Source organism: Leeuwenhoekiella polynyae (assembly GCF_004104075.1).
GTDB lineage: Bacteria > Bacteroidota > Bacteroidia > Flavobacteriales > Flavobacteriaceae > Leeuwenhoekiella > Leeuwenhoekiella polynyae.
Map to the genome: position 1 here is coordinate 1 of NZ_QOVK01000034.1, position 20,023 is coordinate 20,023.

Below are 20,023 nucleotides of genomic sequence, written 5' to 3' on the forward strand. Positions count from 1 at the left end.
GTTTTTCCAAAATATTATCATTTCCATCCGTGTAGATTATCTCAGCTTCGTAGCCCGTAAAATCCTGTTTGTCCTCGGACAATCTCTTGAAGTCGATAGTAATAAATTCGCTTCGGTTCATTAGGCTTTTTGCGATTATAGAAGTGTCCGTAATGAGCCAAAAACATTCGGCAGCTTCCGCCAAATATTTCAGTCCGTTTGTGTAACGGGTTCTTAATAATGGGATTTGAAATATGGTTTCTGAACCGTGAAAATGTTGCAATCCCTCTTTGATTTCGTTAACTTGTGTTTTCATTGTTATCTAATTTTAATTAATGGATAATGAAAAAGAGGGCGCAACTTTAGACGGAAACGCCCTCTTTATTTTTAAATTAATCGGCTGAATTATTGCCGTTCTTAGTTCCCAACAAAAGGATTTCATTGGCTTCCACTTCGGTAACATATCTTTTGATACCGTCCTTGTCCTCGTAGCTTCGGGATTTCAGTTTTCCCGTTACCCCGATTTCTTTGCCCTTTCCGGCATATTTCTCGATGATTTCGGCAGTTTTGCCCCAGGCTACTATCGTGTGCCATTCGGTATTTTGGATTTTTTCGCCCTCGCTGTTTTTGTAATACTCATTTGTGGCGAGTGAAAGACGGGCTACCTTTTTACCGCTTTCAAGGTTCGTGATTTGTGGCTCTTGGCCAACGTTTCCGATTAACTGTACGTGATTTTTTAAAGTACTCATAATAAAAGAATTAAGATTAATTAAGGCTACCCGAACCCTTCGGATAGTTTGCGTTTATGTTTTTTTGAAGTGATTTACTTATTATATCCAGAGCGTTTTCCTTTTTTGTTTTTTTTAGTCCCGCTTCCTTTTTGATGTTTTTGTAAGATTTCATAAGTTTCGATTTTGATTTACTTCCCATAGAGCCGTCCGCTGTTACCTTTTTTTGTTGCTGATACATTTTCAATATTTGGAATTAATAAGGAGTTATAAAAGGGAGGCACGACCGGTTATGCACTCCGTTTAACTTCCAAATGTTGGTATTTTGCTTACAAAAAAGGGTAGGGACAGCGGCGGTGCGGGAGTAGTTCTAAATGCCTTTTGTGAAGTACAAAAACATAGGAAGCGGGACTAAATGATTAAATGGAATTCCTATGAAAAGCGGACTCCGTTACCTATTTCACCTTGGAATGGAGTGCGCTTCCCAGCAGGGCGGGAAGGGCAAGCGGAATGGAAAGCAGAAATCGGGGATGGTGTCCAAGACCTTAGTAGGAAAGCTCTTTGCCCGGAATGTAGCTTTTCGCGAAATGCAGCGGCAATGTGCTGACCGGGTTATGAAAACGGATTATCCTTTGAGTAGGATTAAAAGCGGACTTGACTTCAAAGGTGTAGATGGGAATGGAGCGTTCCTGCGTATTTCAGCAGGATTAGCGCAATGGAAATCGGAAGCTTTGGGGTCGTGTCCAAGACCTTTGGAATGAAGCGCTTTTCCCGGAATGAAGCTTTTTCAGCGGAATGTAGGGGAATGGGCTGAGTGGGATAAAAACTATTATTTGTAATTCAACCATTAATTTTTCAGCATAAAATAAGGGGCGATAATAAGTTATATGACTTTTGTCTTTTGTCGGAATCCGGACTTATAAGTTTGTATATTGTAGGGATATAAATGAGTTGGTGGCTATGTAAACAATAAGCTAAAATGGCTCCAAAACTTTAAATTTTAAGGAAATGGATAAAAAAACAATTTTAAATTTTTCTTTTTTGTTCCTTCTCTTGTTTAATGGGTGTAAGGCACAAAATCAAAGCAATTCACTTCAATTAATTGCAACAGTTCCCTTGTCCGAAGTAAGAGGGCGAATTGACCATTTAAGTTATAACAACGGGCAACAAATACTTTATGTAGCTGCATTGGGCAACAATACCATTGAAGTGGTTGATTTAAAAAGCAAAAAAATCATCCATACTATAGAGAATTTAAACGAACCCCAAGGTGTCGTTTACCTTCCTGAAAGCAACTCCATTTTTGTTGCAAATGGCGGTAACGGGGTTTGCGAGGTTTTCAATGCAACCACTTTTGATAAAAAGACTTCAATAAAACTACCGGATGATGCCGATAATGTTCGTTACGATCCTACAGATAAAAAAATTTATGTGGGTTATGGCAACGGCGGCATTGCCATAATTGATGCCACTACCTTTAATCTTATTGCCAAAATACAACTTTCAGGACATCCGGAATCTTTTCAAATAGACGAAGCTGCAAAAAAAATGTATGTAAATGTTCCCGGTAAAAAGCTTGTTGAGATTATCGATTTAAATAAAAATAGGGTGGTTGATAAATGGAAAGTGACAAAAGCAAAGTCAAATTTCCCAATGAGCCTAGATGCAGTGCACCATCGTTTATTTATAGGATGTTGGCACGCCCCAATGCTCTTAATATTGGACACACAAACGGGAAATAAAATTTCTTCTTTGGATATTGACAGGGATGTGGATGATATTTTTTACAGCCCCCAAAACGAACAGTTATATTTGAGCTGTGGCGCTGGTTATATCGATGTATTTAATCAAATTAATGCCGACACCTATACAACCGAAGGAAAAATTTCGACTGGTTCGGGTGCGAGGACATCCCTTTTTATTCCAGAACTAAACCAATTAATGGTTGCATCTCCTTCGGATTTTAATAGTGAAGCTTCAATATTGATTTATATGGTGAAATAAAAATAACACACCATCAATAAAACAACAAAAAGTTTAAATGTTTGATCGAACTTTGGCGGTAATTTTTAACGGTCATTTTGGGTTTTCTAAATTATTGAATTGAGGAAGTTTGTTCTAATGCAGCCTTAAATCCTTCTGCAAGTTCTTCCGGGTTTCCCTTGGCCCAAAAATGCATATAAAACAATCGGGGTTCCTCAAAAAGCATATGATTATGTAGTGCTGCAACTTCAATATTGTTTTTCACCAATTCTGTAATGACCGCATTCACTTCGTCGGCTCTCATTACAAAGTCGCCTGTTATAATAGCCTCATTTTTATTGATGGCCTGAAAGCCAATTGCGGTTGCAATGCCAAAAGTTGAGGGCATTGTTTCGCCATTCATAGTAATTGACCCTTTTCTGGGAAAACCAAATTTCAATAAATTTCCACTTTCTTTGCCATTCGAACCCAAGATTTTCTTTACCGGAGCCCAATCCATTTCTTTTTTCTCACTTTCACTTTTGGTTTCGGTCAATGGTGTAGCGGTAAGCGCATAAGCACCTTTCATAATTTTAGATAATTCCAGAGCGTCCCCGTTCCCCGCAATGTGCATATAAATCAGTCGGGGCTGTTCACGTAACAAATGATTATGAATAGCGGTTATTACAATGCCGTTTTCCTTCAAATAAGGTAGAACCCTAGGGATTTCGGTGTCCAGCATTACCATATCCCCCATAATTTGTGTTTTGTTCCCCATCGGGCGGTATGCTATCCAAGAAGTGTATGCCAAACCGGCCTCCACAGGCGCTCCATCAATTTTTAGGTGAATATCAGTACGGGGAAAGGTCACTTTGTAAAATTCCTTATTGTCCGCTAGTTTCTTGTTCCAGAAACTGTCTATTTCCTCAACCCTAAATGAATTTTGTTGGACTAAATCCGTTGAATCCTGAGAAACGGATTTTTCCAGATTTGATGTGTTCTTATCTTCTTTAGGTTTTTCATTGCGATTATTACAGGCAGTTAATAATCCAAAAAGACTTAATAAAATCAGTATTTTTTTCATCTTAAGTATTATTTTTATTTAGACTTACTTTTTGTAAAGTTAAGAAAAGCTATGAGTGAATTGAATTAAAAATTGAAGTAAGTTAAAAAAGAGTTTTACCAATTTATTTATGCACACACATTGACCCGACCTGAAATATGAAAATGGATTATCCTCTTGAAGTAGGATTTAAAGCGGACTTAACTTTTAAGGTGTAGATGGGAATGGAGCGTTCCTGCGTATTTCAGCAGGATTAGCGCAATGGGAATCGGAAGCTTTGGAGTCGAGTCCAAGACCTTTGGTAATGAAGCGCTTTTCCCGGAATGGAGCTTTTCGCGGAATGCAGGGGAATGGGCTGAGTGGGATTGCAAAGCCAACTTTCCAATTAAATCCTTTTGCTGAAAATAGGAAAAATCCAGTTTGAGGTACTGGATGAACCTTTAATAGCATTAAGCCATTTCATAAACGGCATCGAACAGTTTTTTGTCCAAGCGTTCTTGTTGTGAAAAGCTTTTCTTCAATGTATTGTGAAGCATTTGATTAAAAGCATTATAGCCTATCCATAAATTGGGAACTTCATTGAGCAGCAACGCTTCATTATCAAGAATTTCAAGGACTTCCCGGGATTTCTTTGAAGGATCATTGTTCCTATCACTACATTCATACCGGAACAATCTCGTGCTTTCCAGAATTTCTTTTACAAATTCCTTGGTGTCGATAATTTCAAATTCCCTCATTCTGTCGAACTTCTTGGTAATGCTATAAAATTCATTATCCACGAACTTATCGAACAAATTGTTCAACCTTGGCATTATCAAGTCGGTATTGTTCTTACTGTGCTTGATGGAAAACTCGATTTCCGCCTGTGAAACGTGAAGGCCATTGGAGCATACTTGCCGGTAAAAGCCAAAATGCCCCGATGTTTTTTCGCTACCATCATAGGAATTCTTAAACCGCAGCATCGGCAGTATCAGGTCTTTTTCGTTCTTTACCGAAAACTGGCTTTTATCGTCGATGATAAAGTCGGTAATGAAAGACCTATCATTCCTGTTGATCGTCCGTTTCTGATAATTCAGTCCGGCATCAGTCAACATTTCCTCTGCTTTCTTAAAGAATAGTTCGTTCGGTACGTGGCCGTAGCTGTTCGATACCACGTTGACAATTTTGCCATTTGAAATTATGGTATTTTCAAGTCCCCTTCGGGATTCCATCTGGGTCAGGCTTTTCAAGGATTTCATTTCTGATGGAACGAAGATTTCATCCTGCTGTAAATTTGATAAATACATAACATTTGATTTTAGTTAAACAATTAATATTTAAGCTAGAACCAAACGGAAGATAAAATCTCAGCTCAAAAGGAAACGGAATAAAAGGAGTGAGAAACGAGCCCGATTATGCCGTAGTCTTTTGATGGGAGTATTTTACGAGTTTACCTTTGCGCATATATTGATTGAATACTCTCTCTTTTTAACCGGAATTGACATCAAAGATGTAAATGGGAATGGAGTTTGGCTGCTTCCCTACTTTTCTCGGGAATAGGCGGGCAAGTGGAATGGGAATCGGAAGCGTTTGGTCGTACTACTCCCATTATAAAAACTATAAGATTTTTGATGGAGATAACTGAAATAATAATTATCGTTAAAACGACTATTAATTAAGCTTCCCATATGACACTTATAAGTGTTTTATATTTTTTCGTAGGAATACAATATTCATTAAACTCAATATCCTCTTCCCAGTCATTTAATTTAAACCACGTAGACTTGTCAATAGATTGAGTTTTTTCAGATCCCTCATAGACAAACGCATAATCTTCATCTATGTATTCTTTAGCAACTGAAAATTCTGGTGGCGGAATCTTGGTGATATCGTTTGTATAGCATTTAAAATCTTCTGTTTTTCGCCAATATCGAACAATACCATCCGTGATGAAGACAACAAAAAAAGGTGTTATTTCCAGCGTTAACATTCTGAAGATTACTGAGGTTAAACTGGTATTGAAATGCTCACTCACTTCTTTTATTAAATCTGGGCTAAATGGCTTTCTTAAAATAAAGTTTCTAAAAACTTGTTCAGGCATTAAAAGCTCGCCTGCAAAATCGTTTGCTTCTATTTCTTGAATACCTCTTTTGTGAACTTCTTCTAATCTATTCCAGCTCAAAGTTTTCTCATCATCCAAATGAAATTCCAATCTATCGTGAAGAAAGAAGTGCCCTAATTCGTGTGCTGCAACAAATCGTTTGCGTTGGGGGGTAGAAATATTTACATCTACCTTAATTATTGTTTTTGATCTACCTCTAATAATTACACCATCTGAGCCATTTAATTGTTCTTCTATATAGATAATATCAAACCCAGCCAATAAATTCTTTATAGGAAGTTCGGTGACCTCATCAAACCCGATTAGTTCTAATATTTCTTTTGCTTTATTACTTCCCTTCAGACTTTTCCTCATCTTCAAGCATTTCTAATATTTCTATCAGATTTTGGTCTTTAATTATATCTTTGATTTGTTCTTCTGACAGTTTATCTAACCTATTGAATTGTGTTTGTAAATTATTTGTTCTCATCAATTCATTCATATAGGCAATTGGTTTATCCAAACCTTTGGTTAAAGCATCTTTAAAATAATTTGATGCTTTTTCAAGCATACGGTCATACTTTACAGTAGTACTTTTTGACCTTAATTTAAATGTCAATTGCTTGATAAATTTATCTTGTGATAACGATTGTTCATCCAAATTGACACCTTCTGCCTCGAGCTGCTTCCTAACTAAATCATCAGGAATCGCCTTGTCAAAATTGTTAAGACTTTCCTTTATTGTTTTTTTAAGCTTGTCCACTTCTCGTTGAATTTAATTTTTTTTCTTCTTAATCTTCTTGATATTGTATAGATTACGTCGATTGGCTTATCCAGCAAATCCGCTATGTCTTTTGGTTTATCGATTCCATTTGCCAAACATTCGAACATTTCAATTTCATCCTTGTCGGCTCCTTGGTCTTTCAACTGTTTTAGCCATTGTTGCAGCCTAACTTCATCATCAATTTTTTCTAAACTGAAATCTTTTGCGGGTTCTTCATCAAAATAATTGGGAATATTGATTATATATTCTGATTGTGGATTTTCATCAGAATTATCACTTGCTCTTTTCAACTGTTTGAAAAAGCTATCTAAATCACTTTGTAAAGCCCAAAACAGGAATTTTTCAAAAGAGCAGTTATCTGGTTTCCATTTTCTTGTTCCATCGCAGACTTTTGTTAATGTTTGCTGACAGAAGTCCTGAAACTGAAAACCTTTTTTGTTTCTGTCACTCTTGTCATAAAAGCGGTCACGAGTATAAAGTTCCATCCTATTCAAGAGGTTTTTTACGTCAATTGCGTTAAGCTGTTCTATTATTTCTTCAGTTGTCGCTATCCTCATTCATTAAATATATGCTTCAATTTCGTAAAAATTTACCAAACGATGGCAAAAAAAATTAAAACACAAGCATATAAGAGTGTAGAACTTTTAGAACAATACAAATGGCAACAAATGGAATAAGTGGTGATAATCGCAGAAACGGTGCGATAAAAAGCAGAACACAAGTCAAAAACCCTAAAACTGGTCTTTATGTTAAAAGAAATTCCGATTCCGGAAGATTTATGGATGTAAAGACCAGCGGTGGAAAATTTAAAGGTGTTACCGATAAAAGTAAGTAACACTTCAGCGAAACCCAATTGCTGCGAATTTGGGATAACTAAAATTTTGATTATGAATTATTCATTTCAGAATGACAAGTTGAGTCTTTGCGAAAAGGACACTTGTCTACATTTAAATGGTAATAGCGCGAGAGTTATTTCAACAATTTTTACTGTGGTAACATTTGTGGCAGCTATAACAGCTATCACAAAGGCTATCAAGTAATCAACTAGGCTGGCTCTTTGGAATCAGCCTAGTTAATAAATTGAACTCTATGGAAAAAGAAAGATTGGAATACACAGTAAACCGCTTAGACCATTATTACGATAGCGTCAATAACAAAACGGCGGTATATATCGCCATAAATACATTTATAACAGGTGGGGCGATTACGCTCTTAACTCAAATACAAAAACTTTTATACAAAGAAAACTGGTTGTTATTGTCTTTGGCTTCTATTATAGTTCTTGGTGTTATTAGCTTAATACTGTTGGCCTTAGCTAGTATGCCCTATTTTTCGCCAAAATCCGATATAGAATCTTTGTATTATTTCGCTAGCATAGGGCAAAAAAGGCCTGAAGAATTCTTTGAACTTTCAAAAAATCAAAGTAAAAAAGATGATTTAAATGATTTAAGAAATCAAGTCTTTATCCTTTCAAAAGGTTTGAAATCAAAATTCAAAAAGCTCAAATGGGCTTGTGGCTTATTAATCATACAATTTGTGCTATTAGCACCCTTAACCTACATATTAATTAAAATAACCTCATAAAATGAACTTATTCGAAAATTACAAAAACGTAATAAAGAAAGCGGTCGAGAACGACCCAACAAAATCAAACAAAATTTATGGCCTTAGTGAACCGCTTCTCGAAAGCAACCGTGATTTTCTTAAATCGCTAAGAAATGAACTTCCTGGTAGAGAATTATCGCCCGAAATGAAATTATTTGCGAAAGGAATGGGTGTACAAGACACTTTTGACTACCAACCATTGGGGAGCCATCCAGATTTTGCACGCTTAAAAGGCACAGACTTGGTTGAAGAGCATTGGATAATATCAGGATTCATAGATGTGAAGAAAAGTACAAGGCTTTTTAATAATTTTACAAAAGGTACGGTACGGTTAATAACAGAAAGTATCATCCGGGCTTCAATATTTGCGGTAAATCTTTGTGGCGGTTACGTACATCGTATACAGGGTGACGGCTTAATGGTATACTTCGGTGGAAAAAACATCGAAAAACTGAAAGCAGTTGAGGATGCTTTAAAATCCTTTTCAATGATATCTTACTTCGTTAAAAATGACCTAAAAGACTTTTTTGAGGATAATGGTGTTCAGGATATTCACACAAGAGCCGGACTGGATCTGGGTCATTCAAAACAGGTAGATTGGTTTTATTCAGGGATCGGTGAATCAGGTGAAGTTACCACTTGTAGTCTGCATACAAGCCTTGCTCCAAAAATGCAAAGCAATGCTAAAAACAGCGGAATAGTAGTGGGTCATAATGTAACGACCCAGCTAAGGAAAGACAAATATTTTGAGCAGCGAAGTAAAGAAATCCACGATTATGAGGATGGAAGAAGATACCATCAATACAATTTTAATTGGGAGCGATATTTAGTAGACAATAACCTAGCAGTCCAAAACGATACGGGTGTTTTGGTGTTAACTATAAGTGCATTACCAGACCCAAAAAAGAATAGCCGTGATTTATACCCTATTGCCTCTAAAAGCAAACCTTATTTCAATTATGATTAAAAAAAGGCTCAATCAAGATATTGAAAGCTTTCTAAGCAGATATTTTTCCTTCGAAAAAGTCCAAAGTCCAAAATTTGGATATTTAGCTCTTGAAGGTAAAATAAGTATTGTAGACGATAGAAATAAACTTTGGGGACATTTCGAAATTCTCGTTCTAATAAATAAAAGTGAATACCCACACACAACACCTGTTGTAATTGAGAAAACCAATATCATAAATAGAGACTGGAATTTTCATATTTCAAAGGATGGTGAATGCTGTTTGGACATCCCACATAAACTGTTGAAACTAAAAAAGAGGGGTATTTTATTTGAAGAGTTTTATAGGGAAGTTATCTATCCATTTTTTGCTAATTATCATTTCAAGAAATCAACAGGTTACTATGCCAACGGTGAGTACGACCATCATTTTGCTGGAATAGTCCAATATTACCGCGAAGAATATGGGCTTAAAGATTTCAAAAACATCATTGCTATTTTGGAAACAGCCTTATACCGTATAAAATATCAACCAAATAAAGAATGTCCTTTGTGTGGTGGTCATAAATATAAAAAATGTTGCCGAAAAAAGGTTTACAAATTAAAGGGATACGGGCAACCACAGTTAATGATTGATCTGGAATTATTTAAACAACAACACTTCAGAAGAACCAAAGGTTTAGAGTGAAATGATATAAAAATAAAATATAATAGCAAATGATGCCAATATATATCAAAGAATATTCTTTAAAGGAAAACATCAAAATGTTGTACCTATGTTGTACCCATTGCCAAAAAAAAGCCCACACATTGCTGTGAGGGCTTGATTTTGCTAGTAGCGGGAACTGGACTCGAACCAGTGACCTTCGGGTTATGAGCCCGACGAGCTACCTACTGCTCTATCCCGCGATATTGGACGGCAAATATACAACACTTCTTAAGTTCTCACAAGACCTTTTGAAATAAATTTTTATAAAATCCTAATATTATCATTTCGCTAACACTAACGAGCCTGAGTATTAGATATCTTAGAGCAATGAAGAAATTTCTAATTGGGCTTTTTATCTTTTTTGTACTACTGGGAGCCGCAGCACTTTACCTCAATACCTACCTTAAAAATCAACTTCAGGAGATTATTCAAAATGATTTACCAGAGTCACTTTCGCTTGATTATGAAGATATCACGATAGACAGCTGGGGAGGCAATGCGAGTATGGCTCATGCCACCGTTCGTATCAAAGCAAACGACTCGACTCCCCGAAGTGAAGTTAAAAATGCCAGTGTACAGCTTAAAGGACTTGATCATTGGGATTATTTTAAAAACAAAAATATTCACTTTAAAAACATCCGCATTCACGCCGACAGTCTTACACACTATAAACACTCCAATAACCAAAAAGAACAAAATTCAAAAAAGAAAGATAGCACGACAGAAAATCCTATACAGGCTCAAAATTTAGACAGGCATTTTCAGATAGATAAATTTGATCTGGTAACAGACTACATTCAAATAATAAATCCTAAAACGGATTCGGTTACTTTAAAAACAGCGCACTTTAACCTGAAACTTGAGAATATTACTCCTACCATAACTGCAGCGATCACACGCCCATTTGATTATGAAGAAATTTTTATGAGTTACGATTCGTTGTATTATCAGACCAATCGTTTTGATGTACTAACTGTAAGTCACGTGGAATGGGATGGCACTGATCTCGTTATGAATGACCTGAGACTCAAAACTCAATACTCCCGAAGCCAACTCAGTAATATGATCAAGAAAGAACGGGATCATATAGATTTTTCTATTAAAAATATAAAATTTCACAACCTCAGATATGGTGAAGAATCTGGCGAATTTTACCTCAATACACCTTTACTAGAATTAGAAAAACCTTATCTAAACATATACAGAGATAAGCGAATTGCAGATGATCTGACTAAAAAGCCTTTGTATTCTAAAATGCTGCGTGATCTTAATTTTGAGATGATGATAGATACTATCAAAATAAAGAATGGCGGAATTGTATATCACGAAAAAGTAAACAGCAACACAGCAGCTGGGATGCTTGATTTCAGCAATCTTAATGCCTCACTATATAATGTTGGCAATACGTATAATTTAGGAGAAAAAAAGACCAGCATTGCAATTAAGGCCGTATTTATGAAAAGTAGCCCTATGAGCTTGGATTGGAATTTTGACATCAATGACCCTCAAGATAAATTTTATGTAAAAGGAAGCCTATCTAAACTTCCTGTAGCTAATCTTGAATCATTTACATCTCCCAATTTAGGCGTAGAAATGAGCGGGGATTTAGAGCATACCTACTTTACCATTTACGGGGATAATTACAGTTCGCATATAGACATGCAAATGACTTATGATGAGTTTAAAGTCAACATCATGAATCAAGAGAAAAAGAAGAAAAAATGGTTTGCCTCTACCATTGCCAATATATTTATCGCTAAAACCAGTAAAAACGAAGATGGCGGGTTTAAAGAAGGAGCTGGTGAAGTAAACAGAAATCAAACCAAATCGTTTTTCAACTACCTGTGGATTAATCTAAAAGAAGGAATGCTTAAAACCGTTACAGCTTTAGATTAGTCTGAAGCTATCCAGGAAATCGCATCAAGACGCTTATCTACCGTAAAATTACGCATATCCTTACCTATAAGTACTTTATTGAAATTTGCTATCGCGTGTATCCACTTTCGGTTAGTGACCATCGCAATTTTATTGAGACGATTTGAATGTTGCATGGGGAAAATACTCGCAATAAAAACAGCGTCTAGCGTAAAGCGCTCAATATTATTATCTTCTAAATATAAGTTAATGGTATCATGCTCTTCAAATTTTTTAAGTATAGCTGTTTTAAGCTCTGTGATGGCTTTATAGTCCATTTTACCTTCTACAATGTAGCCGATAGCATTTTCCGAAAAACTAAAATTTAGAAGCACAATTAGGGGTATTAAGCAACAAATATAGGTTTTATTGCTCAATACTAGCAACTTGGAATTCTGTCAGCACAGCATCCTCATAACTCACCGTAAGCTCTATAGGATTGCAACAAACCTCACAGTCTTCAACATAAACCTGATGCCTCACTGAAGTATCAAGCAGCATGGATATTTCTTCCCAGCAATATGGACATTGAAAAAAATGCTCTTCCATCTTTTAAAATTCAACATTAAGCAATTGCCCTACTTGCTGTAAAAGCTGGAGCTCTGCAAACTTAGCTTCGTACTTAGCTAAATTCTTGTTAGTCGCTGCATTGATTAAATTGATCTGTGCCTGTCTAAATTCAATCGAAGTGATTTGTCCTAGGTTGAAACGTTCACGAGAACGTTCAAAGTTATTTTTATTGGTAATTACGTTTTGTTCCTGAATCTCATAAACCTCAATCAGGTTTTCATAATTACCCAAAGCATTTGCTATGTCCCGATCAACTTCAAGGTTTATTTGTTCTTTCAGTAACAGCTGATTTTCCTTAGCAATTTTTGCATTTTTTAGCTGAATAATACTGGCTCCGCCGTCAAAAAGATTCCATCTTAAATTCAATCCGCCCTGAAACCCGGTGTTCTGTCGTGTACTTCCTCCAAAAAAGGCCGAGGCAGGTGTTATAGACTCATTCCAGCCATAGGAGCCGGTAAGCCCCACCGTAGGTAAAAAACGAGCTTTAGAAGTCTTAATATCGTATTCACTCAGCGTTATTGAAGATTCCGTTTGCAATAAACGCACATTGTTTTCTTTAGCCAGATCCAGGTATGATTCTAATGCTATCTTCGGGATAAAAATCACATTTGTATCTACAGCAAAAGTCTGCTGAAGTTCGCGCGCCAAAACAAGGTTGAGATCGCGTTTGGTATTTTTCAATAGTTGACGCGTATTCATCAAGTTGATGCTGTCGTTGGTCACATCTACCTCAGCATTTAAAACTTCGAGTTTCGTATTTTGACCATAATCAAATTGGTAACCGGCTCGTTTCACCCGATTTTTTGAAATCTCTAAAGTTTGCTCTAAAATCTCAACATTCTCTGTCAGACGAGCCACCTCATAATAAACCGAAAACAATTGTAATACTGTATTTTCAATAGTTTCACGAGTTTCTAACTTCGTTAAATTATAAGTCTCTTTTAGACTCTTGTAATTATACAACCTACCCAAGCCGTCAAACAAGGTATATTCTAAATTCACCGAAGCATTATAACTCTCAGACTTTGCATTATTGACCTCAAAAGGTGGGCGATCATCAGGATTGAATTTTTGATCTTGGAGGCTGTAGGACATTCCGACCTGACCAAAAACCGTAGGTAAGTAATTAGAATTCAATATATCTGAATTGTTCTCTGCAATTAAGACCGAATTATCAGCAACTGCAATATTGTAGTTATTCTCTAAGGTTAAAGCGATCGCTTCAGACTTAGAAAGCACTTGCTCTTGGGCAAAATTTGAAAAACTTTGGCCTAAAGCAAAAACACTTAAAACTGCTATTTTTAGCCTAATGCTCTTCATTCTGTTCTTTTAATTCTTTAATAGCCCGCTCTACATCTTCGCGTGCAGGTTCTTTTCCTGTTTTTACCCAGGCAGCTTTCGTTTTAATTTGATTAGAAATAGAAAGCAACAACGGCAGCATCAATAAAGTTAGCAAGGTTGCAATTCCTATTCCGTAAGAAATAGAAATCGCCATAGGTTTTAAAAACTGCGCTTGTCTACTTTTCTCTAAAAGTAGCGGAGCCAGACCTGCAATAGTTGTAATACTGGTTAGAAAAATAGCTCGGAAACGAGATCTTCCCGCCTCAAAAAGTGCTTCTTCAAACTTTACTCCGGCCTTTAGTGAGGCATTTAATTTACCTATAAGCACCAGACCATCGTTAACCATAATACCGATCAACGCAATTATACCTAATGCTGAAAGTACATTTATAGGAAACCCGTGAATATAATGTCCCCAGGCAACACCTATAATACTAAAAGGGATCATAAGTAACAATATAAACGGCTGACTATAACTGCGGAAGGTAAATGCTATAGTCGCATAGATCAAAAACAAAATGACCCACACAACCTTATTAGCAGAACTGCTTAATTTTTCAGCTTCCCGGTTTTGACCTTCATACGAAACAGAAAGTGTAGGATATTTTGATAAAATATCTGGCATTACATTTTGTTGAATATCCGTCATTATATCGGTAACGCTTCCATTAGGATCAGCCATATCTGCATTTACCTGTATCTCTCGCTGCCCCTCTAAGTGACTGATAGATTCATCACCTCTAGAAATGGTATATGTTGCTATTTCACGCAACGGAATGCGATCACCAGCCGGAGTAACAATACGCATATCATCAAGGTCATTTAAGCTGCTACGATCACTGCGATCGTAACGCACCCAAACTCTAATCTCGTCCTGACCGCGTTGAAAACGCTGTGCCTGTGTCCCAAAAAAACCACTACGCACCTGGGTCATCACGCTATTAAGGTTTAAACCTAAAGAATATGCAGTCTCTCTCAACTCTATCTGAATCTCTTTGATCCCTTCAGGATCTGTATCTACCACATCGCGCAACAAAGCATTGTCTTCTAACTGAGAGCGCAACTCTTCTTTTGCCGCTTCTAACTCTTCGGTATTATTTCCTAATAAAGAAATAGAAATCGGACTTCCCCCAAAGTTACCTCCAGATCCAAATGTGAGTCGCTCAACCCCGTAAATCGGCCCCACTTCATCCCGGATAGAATTGGTTATTTCCGGAGAGGAAAAGTCTCTAAACTCTCCAGGCAACAAATTAATGCGCAAAGAAGCTTTATTATTACCCGGCCCCACACGCTTGATTATATTTTCAACAACCTGCATATTATCCGTTTGTTTAGCAGTATAATTATCATTTACACGCCACGCAGCTTTTTCTACTAAAGTAATAATACTGTCTGTACGCTCCGGGTTTGTTCCTTCAGGCATTAACAGTTCTATAGAAACCGTATCACTGGCAACATTTGGAAACAACGTCACACCTACGACACTCCCCATTATTGAACTAATCGTCAATATGAGTAAGGCCAATATAACAGAACATGAAAGCAATTTATTTTTTAGGGTATATCGCAAAACAGGTGTATAGATTCTGTCACGCATATAACTCATAAACTGATCGCCTTTTTCATTAAAAAAACGCAGTTTGTACATAAATTTACTTATCCCTTTTTTTGAAGCTATATCTGAGTCTGACTCCCGAACCAGCGCTTTACTGTGCGCAATGTGAGCGGGCAAAATGATAAGAGCCTCTACAAGAGAAACCACAAGCGTTAGAATAACCACAGTAGAAACTTCACCAAAGAACTCCCCTATTCTACTGTCTAAGAATAAGAAGGTTGAAAAAGCCAGAACCGTTGTGATAATTGCTGAAATAATAGGAGGAATCACTTCCATCGTACCATCTATTGCAGCACGAATAGGTGTTTTTCCCATCTCATAATGCTGATAGATATTTTCTGAAATCACAATACCATCATCAACCAGAATACCTATCACGATAATCATCCCAAATAAGGAGAGCACGTTTATTGTCACACCAAAACCACCGGCGAAAATAAACATTCCTAAAAAGGCTACAGGAATCCCGGCAGCTACCCAAAATGCTAATCGTGTGTTCAGGAAAAAGGATAAAAATAAAAGCACCAGCAAAATACCTTCTGCACCGTTAACTACTAACAGATTTGTACGCTGCTCTAAACGTATAGAAGAATCTGAAGTAATATCGATATGAACTGAGTCGTATTTTGCATTAAACTCCTCTATATATTCTTTTACTTGTTCTGCAGTAGGTAATAAATCTTCATTATTTGTATTGCTTATTTCAATATTTACAGCAAGGTTTCCATTGAAATAAGATGCATTTGGTGTTTCAGAGAAGCGATCTCTCAAAACCGCCACATCACTCAAACGAACCAGCGACCCGTCTGGATTAGCCCGAACAATAAGATTAGTCAATTCATCTCCATAATAGGCACGGTTATTCGCTCTGATTAAATAATCTTCTGTTTCGGTTTTTATATTTCCGCCGGTCGTTAAAATATTTGCTCTCGAAACGGCTTGAGCAACTTCCTGAAATGTTAGTCCGTAGGCTAAAAGGTCATTTTCGCGAACGGCGATTTCAATTTCTTCTTCAGGAAAACCGCTAATCTCTATTTGAGAAATACCGTCCATTGCCCTTAAATCATATTCAATAGAACGCGCGATTTGTTTCAGCGTAGCGAGATCTAAGGTTTCTCCGCTAATCGCAAAACTTATGGTCTGCCGAATCGCTTCTTGCTTTGCTACAACCAGTGGTTCCATCCCGGTAGGAAAACTAGGGACGCGATCTACTGCGTTTTTAACCTCGGCAAGAATGACATTTATATCTTCTCCCTGTTCTATTTCAATAGTTACATTACCTCCGTTCTCTCTGGAAACAGACGTCACTCTATCAATACCTACAAGTCCTTTTAGATTGTCTTCAATTTTGAGGATCACACCTTCTTCAATCTCTTGCGGAGCTGCTCCCGGGTACGCAACACTTATTGTAATAATCTGTGAATCTATAAGTGGAAAGAATGAAGATTTCATTCTAAATATGCCTATAACACCAAAAATCACAAAAGCCAATATAACCACATTTACGGCTACACTGTATTTGATGAAATAGCTTATAATTTTTCTCATAATGCTATTGCGTTGAAGTTGGTTTATTCTGCGTATTTTCTAAAACCTTAACGCGCATACCGGCGTAAGCACCGGGGACTGATTTTGAAATATAGCGTGTACCGTCATCAAGCCCTTTAACCACTACTTCTTTATCTGAAAAATAAACAGGCTGTATCTCTACAAGATCTAAAACACTATCACGAACAACATAAAGTTGAGCGTTGTCCACCAGTAATTGACGCGGAATACTTATCGCATCCTGTTCATCTCTAGCTTCTAGGTTTGCTTGCAAAAACATCCCTTCTTTTAGCGTTTCTGATCCCTGAACTTCGATAAAAACTTTTATAGTTTGAGTGGTCTGGTCTACGCGACCATTAACGCGAACAACTTTACCTTGATAGGTTCTCATCCCATTGCCATCAGTTAGCGTAACGCGCTCTCCTATTTCCAGCAAATCACTGAACCGCTTACTCACAGAAACCTCCAGCTCATAAACTGAAGTATCAATAAATTCACCTAATTTTTGTCCCGAACGCACTAACGAACCTTTGTTGACTAAAGCTTCTGTCAATATACCTGAAAATGGAGCGACGATTCGATACTTACTCAGACGTTGCTCCAAGTTTTTTACATTATAATACGATGAAAAAATACCGCGACCTGTTATGAAGTAGCGCTCTTTATCTGAGGACGTTTGTGGAAGTTCAGGTGTGGATTTATTGATATCAAAACTGTCTAAATAGTTTTGCCATTTTTCAAAATATTCCGGGTAATCTAATCTAAGATCCGGCATTATTGAAGTAATCAAATTGTATAGCTCACTTTTAGCAGCCTGTACCGAAGCATAGTACTCTGAAGAATCCAAATTCAGTAAGGTTTGCCCTTTGCTGTAAGCTTGCCCAGGTTTAAAATCATTAGAACTGCTTCTAAAAACCCCCTGAACTTCTGCGTAAAGTTCTAATTTATTTTTTGCAGCGAGATTACCATTTGCCGGAATAACAATAGGGATGGTACTGTTTTTTGCAGTTTCAACAAAAACGGTCTTAACCTCTTTAGTAATTTCTGTTGGCATATCTTTATCACGCGTAGCAATAAAATAACCTACAAGAATAGCAATACCCACAATGAGAATTGCTATAATAGAACGTACAGCTTTAAGCATTCAGAATACTTTTATGAAAAAATTAACTTTGTCACAAAAATACCCGTCTCACTGACTCAAACAGTTAAAAAAAACATAAAAGAAACGACTAGCTATACCGCTCAAGCTCTTCAGACACTTCTTCCCATTTACTCATAAGCTCTTCTACCTTTTTCTTTTTGGATTGATACCTGTCAAAAAAGTCTGGCTTAGCGCTTGTTTTCTCATAGTCAGCAGCGAGCTCAGCATCCATCTCTTTCATCTGACGCTCTAGCTTATTCACTTCAGACTCTATATTACTCAATTGATTGCTGAGTGATTTAAATTTCTTCTGATCTTTATACGTATCTTTTGTTGCAGCAGGTTTTGCCTTTACTTTGGGATCTTTCTTTTCTATTTCACGCAGATTTTCAACAGCGCGCTTCTCTAGATAATAATCAATATCTCCTAAATACTCTTTAATCTTATGATCTCTGAATTCATATACCGTACTGGTTAAGCCTTGCAAGAAATCCCGGTCGTGAGACACTAAAAGAAGCGTACCTTCAAAACGTTTTAAAGCCTCCTTCAAGACATTCTTAGACTTGATATCCAAATGGTTTGTAGGCTCATCCATCACGAGCACGTTAAAAGGCTGTAACATCAGCTTTGCAAGCGCCAGACGATTTCGTTCCCCTCCGGAAAGTACTCGCACATATTTATCAGCCTCTTCTCCTCTAAACAAAAAAGAACCTAAAATATCACGAACTTTACTTCGGTTTTTTTCATTTGCCGCATCAATCATCGTGTCGAGAACGGTTTTATTTCCGTCTAAATGATCTGCCTGATTTTGTGCGAAATACCCAATCTGCACGTTGTGCCCTAATTTGAGTCTACCATCATAGCTGATTTCATCTACAATAATTTTTGCCAACGTAGATTTTCCTTGTCCGTTTTGGCCAACAAAAGCCGTTTTACTATCGCGCTCAATAAGAAGATCTATTCCGTTAAGAACGCTTTTCTCTCCGTATGATTTTTTAACATTTTCTGCCTCAACAACCACTTTACCCGGAACCACTGACACCGGAAAATTTAAAGTCATTACGCTGTTATCATCTTCATCAACCTCGATCACATCCATACGATTCAGCTTCTTGACCAGAGATTGCGCCATAGTCGCTTTTGAAGCTTTTGCCTTAAACTTTGAGATCAGTTTTTCGGTATGCTCAATTTCTTTCTGCTGATTCTTTTGCGCCGCCATTTGCTGTTCGCGCATTTCTTGACGCAGCACCAGATATTCTGAATAAGGTTTTGGGTAATCGTAGATCTTTCCTAAGGAAATCTCGATCGTTCGATTGGTCACGTTATCTAAGAACATTCTATCGTGAGATACAATTACCACAGCGCCGGTATAATTACGCAAAAAACTTTCTAACCAGATTATAGATTCAATATCCAAGTGGTTTGTAGGCTCATCCAGCAAAAGCACATCATTATTCTGAAGTAACAGTTTTGCGAGCTCGATACGCATACGCCAACCACCAGAAAACGTATCTGTAATTCGATTAAAATCTGCACGAGTAAAACCAAGACCCATCAAAATTCGCTCTGTTTCACCTTGGTAGTTATACCCACCATGAATCTCGTATTGATGCTGCACTTCGTTAAGCTCAACCATAAGATCGTGATAATAATCACTCTCATAATCTGTACGCTCAGCTAACTCAGTGTTAATTTCTTCTAGACGCTTCTCAAGTTTTTTTATCAACTCAAAAGCTTCATAAGATTCTTCTAAAACCGTGCGTCCTTCTACAAAATCAATATCCTGCTTTAAAAACCCAATCTGAATGTCTTTATCTGTGGCTATCTGACCGGTATCATACTCTTGCTCACGAGAAATTATGCGCAACATTGTAGATTTACCAGCTCCATTTTTCCCCACCAGTCCTACACGGTCACCTTCTCCTAATCTAAAAGTGACTTCTTCAAATAAATACTCTCCCTGAAAGGAAACAGAAAGGTTGTGAATGTTAAGCATGTTCTAAAAATTTTAAGGCGCAAAGTTATTATTAAATGA

The 20,023-nt window shown here is 37.1% G+C and carries 21 protein-coding genes and 1 tRNA gene; 7 read left to right on the forward strand and 15 right to left on the reverse strand.

Annotated features, from left to right (window positions below; all coding sequences use genetic code 11):
- The 3 genes from DSM02_RS19625 to DSM02_RS19635 form a co-directional block, all read right to left on the reverse strand.
- Positions 1-295 (reverse strand): DUF6876 family protein (locus tag DSM02_RS19625; RefSeq protein ID WP_128767185.1); only part of this gene is annotated, 295 nt, incomplete at its 3' end.
- A 76-nt stretch (positions 296-371) separates the two neighbouring features.
- Positions 372-728: a single-stranded DNA-binding protein gene (locus DSM02_RS19630; protein WP_073100631.1), complete on the reverse strand. Its 357-nt coding sequence runs from the start codon at positions 726-728 to the stop codon at positions 372-374.
- A gap of 16 nt (positions 729-744) precedes the next feature.
- Positions 745-948 (reverse strand): hypothetical protein, encoded by a 204-nt coding sequence (locus DSM02_RS19635; RefSeq protein ID WP_073100632.1) that lies wholly within the window; start codon positions 946-948, stop codon positions 745-747.
- Positions 949-1,177: 229 nt separating this feature from the next.
- On the opposite strand from DSM02_RS19635, the gene DSM02_RS19640 reads away from it, so the two are divergent.
- Both DSM02_RS19640 and DSM02_RS19645 read left to right on the forward strand, forming a co-directional pair.
- Entirely contained in the window at positions 1,178-1,468 is a 291-nt protein-coding gene (locus DSM02_RS19640; protein ID WP_128767186.1) for a hypothetical protein, read from the forward strand.
- 247 nt (positions 1,469-1,715) lie between these two features.
- The gene (locus DSM02_RS19645) at positions 1,716-2,711 is read left to right on the forward strand and encodes a YncE family protein (RefSeq protein WP_073100634.1); all 996 of its coding nucleotides are present in this window, start codon (positions 1,716-1,718) and stop codon (positions 2,709-2,711) included.
- Positions 2,712-2,802: 91 nt separating this feature from the next.
- Here DSM02_RS19645 and DSM02_RS19650 read toward each other — a convergent pair whose 3' ends face one another.
- From DSM02_RS19650 to DSM02_RS19670, 5 genes are all read right to left on the reverse strand, one after another.
- A complete protein-coding gene (locus tag DSM02_RS19650; RefSeq protein WP_073100635.1) occupies positions 2,803-3,753 on the reverse strand; it encodes a DUF1259 domain-containing protein in 951 nt (316 codons plus the stop codon).
- 428 nt (positions 3,754-4,181) lie between these two features.
- Positions 4,182-5,018, reverse strand: coding sequence for a DUF932 domain-containing protein (locus DSM02_RS19655; protein ID WP_073100637.1), 837 nt, complete (start codon positions 5,016-5,018; stop codon positions 4,182-4,184).
- Positions 5,019-5,386: 368 nt separating this feature from the next.
- Positions 5,387-6,187, reverse strand: coding sequence for an ImmA/IrrE family metallo-endopeptidase (locus DSM02_RS19660; protein ID WP_073100638.1), 801 nt, complete (start codon positions 6,185-6,187; stop codon positions 5,387-5,389).
- Entirely contained in the window at positions 6,162-6,575 is a 414-nt protein-coding gene (locus DSM02_RS19665; RefSeq protein WP_073100639.1) for a hypothetical protein, read from the reverse strand. The genes DSM02_RS19660 and DSM02_RS19665 overlap by 26 nt, the downstream gene beginning before the upstream one ends.
- Complete coding sequence (locus DSM02_RS19670; protein WP_128767187.1) at positions 6,551-7,081, reverse strand: hypothetical protein; 531 nt, start codon at positions 7,079-7,081, stop codon at positions 6,551-6,553. Before DSM02_RS19670 ends, DSM02_RS19665 begins: the two co-directional genes overlap by 25 nt.
- A 173-nt stretch (positions 7,082-7,254) precedes the next feature.
- On the opposite strand from DSM02_RS19670, the gene DSM02_RS20455 reads away from it, so the two are divergent.
- The 4 genes from DSM02_RS20455 (at position 7,255) to DSM02_RS19685 (ending at position 9,835) form a co-directional block, all read left to right on the forward strand.
- Positions 7,255-7,431 (forward strand): hypothetical protein, encoded by a 177-nt coding sequence (locus DSM02_RS20455; protein ID WP_164917882.1) that lies wholly within the window; start codon positions 7,255-7,257, stop codon positions 7,429-7,431.
- A gap of 254 nt (positions 7,432-7,685) precedes the next feature.
- Positions 7,686-8,180: a Pycsar system effector family protein gene (locus tag DSM02_RS19675; RefSeq protein WP_073100641.1), complete on the forward strand. Its 495-nt coding sequence runs from the start codon at positions 7,686-7,688 to the stop codon at positions 8,178-8,180.
- A 1-nt stretch (position 8,181) separates the two neighbouring features.
- The gene (locus DSM02_RS19680; RefSeq protein ID WP_073100642.1) at positions 8,182-9,168 is read left to right on the forward strand and encodes an adenylate/guanylate cyclase domain-containing protein; all 987 of its coding nucleotides are present in this window, start codon (positions 8,182-8,184) and stop codon (positions 9,166-9,168) included.
- A complete protein-coding gene (locus DSM02_RS19685; protein WP_073100643.1) occupies positions 9,161-9,835 on the forward strand; it encodes a hypothetical protein in 675 nt (224 codons plus the stop codon). The genes DSM02_RS19680 and DSM02_RS19685 overlap by 8 nt, the downstream gene beginning before the upstream one ends.
- Positions 9,836-9,983: 148 nt before the next feature.
- Here DSM02_RS19685 and DSM02_RS19690 read toward each other — a convergent pair.
- A tRNA-Met gene (locus DSM02_RS19690) sits at positions 9,984-10,056 on the reverse strand.
- Between the two features lie 127 nt (positions 10,057-10,183).
- Between DSM02_RS19690 and DSM02_RS19695 the strand changes: the two genes are divergently transcribed.
- A complete protein-coding gene (locus tag DSM02_RS19695) occupies positions 10,184-11,752 on the forward strand; it encodes a hypothetical protein (RefSeq protein ID WP_128767188.1) in 1,569 nt (522 codons plus the stop codon).
- Here the strand turns inward: DSM02_RS19695 and DSM02_RS19700 are convergent.
- The 6 genes from DSM02_RS19700 to DSM02_RS19725 form a co-directional block, all read right to left on the reverse strand.
- The gene (locus tag DSM02_RS19700; protein WP_128767189.1) at positions 11,749-12,105 is read right to left on the reverse strand and encodes a SpoIIAA family protein; all 357 of its coding nucleotides are present in this window, start codon (positions 12,103-12,105) and stop codon (positions 11,749-11,751) included. The two genes, DSM02_RS19695 and DSM02_RS19700, sit on opposite strands and share 4 nt — an antisense overlap.
- 31 nt (positions 12,106-12,136) lie before the next feature.
- On the reverse strand, positions 12,137-12,319 hold the full coding sequence (locus DSM02_RS19705) for a CPXCG motif-containing cysteine-rich protein (protein WP_128762330.1): 183 nt from the start codon (positions 12,317-12,319) through the stop codon (positions 12,137-12,139).
- Between the two features lie 3 nt (positions 12,320-12,322).
- Positions 12,323-13,660, reverse strand: a complete 1,338-nt coding sequence (locus tag DSM02_RS19710; RefSeq protein ID WP_128767190.1) for a TolC family protein — start codon at positions 13,658-13,660, stop codon at positions 12,323-12,325.
- A complete protein-coding gene (locus DSM02_RS19715; protein WP_128767191.1) occupies positions 13,647-16,844 on the reverse strand; it encodes an efflux RND transporter permease subunit in 3,198 nt (1,065 codons plus the stop codon). Before DSM02_RS19715 ends, DSM02_RS19710 begins: the two co-directional genes overlap by 14 nt.
- A gap of 4 nt (positions 16,845-16,848) precedes the next feature.
- Positions 16,849-17,988 (reverse strand): efflux RND transporter periplasmic adaptor subunit, encoded by a 1,140-nt coding sequence (locus DSM02_RS19720; protein WP_128767192.1) that lies wholly within the window; start codon positions 17,986-17,988, stop codon positions 16,849-16,851.
- Positions 17,989-18,076: 88 nt separating this feature from the next.
- On the reverse strand, positions 18,077-19,984 hold the full coding sequence (locus DSM02_RS19725) for an ABC-F family ATP-binding cassette domain-containing protein (RefSeq protein ID WP_128767193.1): 1,908 nt from the start codon (positions 19,982-19,984) through the stop codon (positions 18,077-18,079).
- Between the last annotated feature and the right edge of the window lie 39 nt (positions 19,985-20,023).

Coding starts and splice junctions, on each gene's coding strand:
- DSM02_RS19705 (WP_128762330.1), bottom strand. CDS start 12,319: ATGGAAGAGCATTTTTTTCAATGTCCATATTGCTGGGAAGAAATATCC.
- DSM02_RS19670 (WP_128767187.1), bottom strand. CDS start 7,081: ATGGAACTTTATACTCGTGACCGCTTTTATGACAAGAGTGACAGAAAC.
- DSM02_RS20455 (WP_164917882.1), top strand. CDS start 7,255: ATGGCAACAAATGGAATAAGTGGTGATAATCGCAGAAACGGTGCGATA.
- DSM02_RS19645 (WP_073100634.1), top strand. CDS start 1,716: ATGGATAAAAAAACAATTTTAAATTTTTCTTTTTTGTTCCTTCTCTTG.
- DSM02_RS19655 (WP_073100637.1), bottom strand. CDS start 5,018: ATGTATTTATCAAATTTACAGCAGGATGAAATCTTCGTTCCATCAGAA.
- DSM02_RS19725 (WP_128767193.1), bottom strand. CDS start 19,984: ATGCTTAACATTCACAACCTTTCTGTTTCCTTTCAGGGAGAGTATTTA.
- DSM02_RS19680 (WP_073100642.1), top strand. CDS start 8,182: ATGAACTTATTCGAAAATTACAAAAACGTAATAAAGAAAGCGGTCGAG.
- DSM02_RS19650 (WP_073100635.1), bottom strand. CDS start 3,753: ATGAAAAAAATACTGATTTTATTAAGTCTTTTTGGATTATTAACTGCC.
- DSM02_RS19720 (WP_128767192.1), bottom strand. CDS start 17,988: ATGCTTAAAGCTGTACGTTCTATTATAGCAATTCTCATTGTGGGTATT.
- DSM02_RS19710 (WP_128767190.1), bottom strand. CDS start 13,660: ATGAAGAGCATTAGGCTAAAAATAGCAGTTTTAAGTGTTTTTGCTTTA.
- DSM02_RS19675 (WP_073100641.1), top strand. CDS start 7,686: ATGGAAAAAGAAAGATTGGAATACACAGTAAACCGCTTAGACCATTAT.
- DSM02_RS19715 (WP_128767191.1), bottom strand. CDS start 16,844: ATGAGAAAAATTATAAGCTATTTCATCAAATACAGTGTAGCCGTAAAT.
- DSM02_RS19685 (WP_073100643.1), top strand. CDS start 9,161: ATGATTAAAAAAAGGCTCAATCAAGATATTGAAAGCTTTCTAAGCAGA.
- DSM02_RS19630 (WP_073100631.1), bottom strand. CDS start 728: ATGAGTACTTTAAAAAATCACGTACAGTTAATCGGAAACGTTGGCCAA.
- DSM02_RS19660 (WP_073100638.1), bottom strand. CDS start 6,187: ATGAGGAAAAGTCTGAAGGGAAGTAATAAAGCAAAAGAAATATTAGAA.
- DSM02_RS19695 (WP_128767188.1), top strand. CDS start 10,184: ATGAAGAAATTTCTAATTGGGCTTTTTATCTTTTTTGTACTACTGGGA.
- DSM02_RS19635 (WP_073100632.1), bottom strand. CDS start 948: ATGTATCAGCAACAAAAAAAGGTAACAGCGGACGGCTCTATGGGAAGT.
- DSM02_RS19640 (WP_128767186.1), top strand. CDS start 1,178: ATGGAGTGCGCTTCCCAGCAGGGCGGGAAGGGCAAGCGGAATGGAAAG.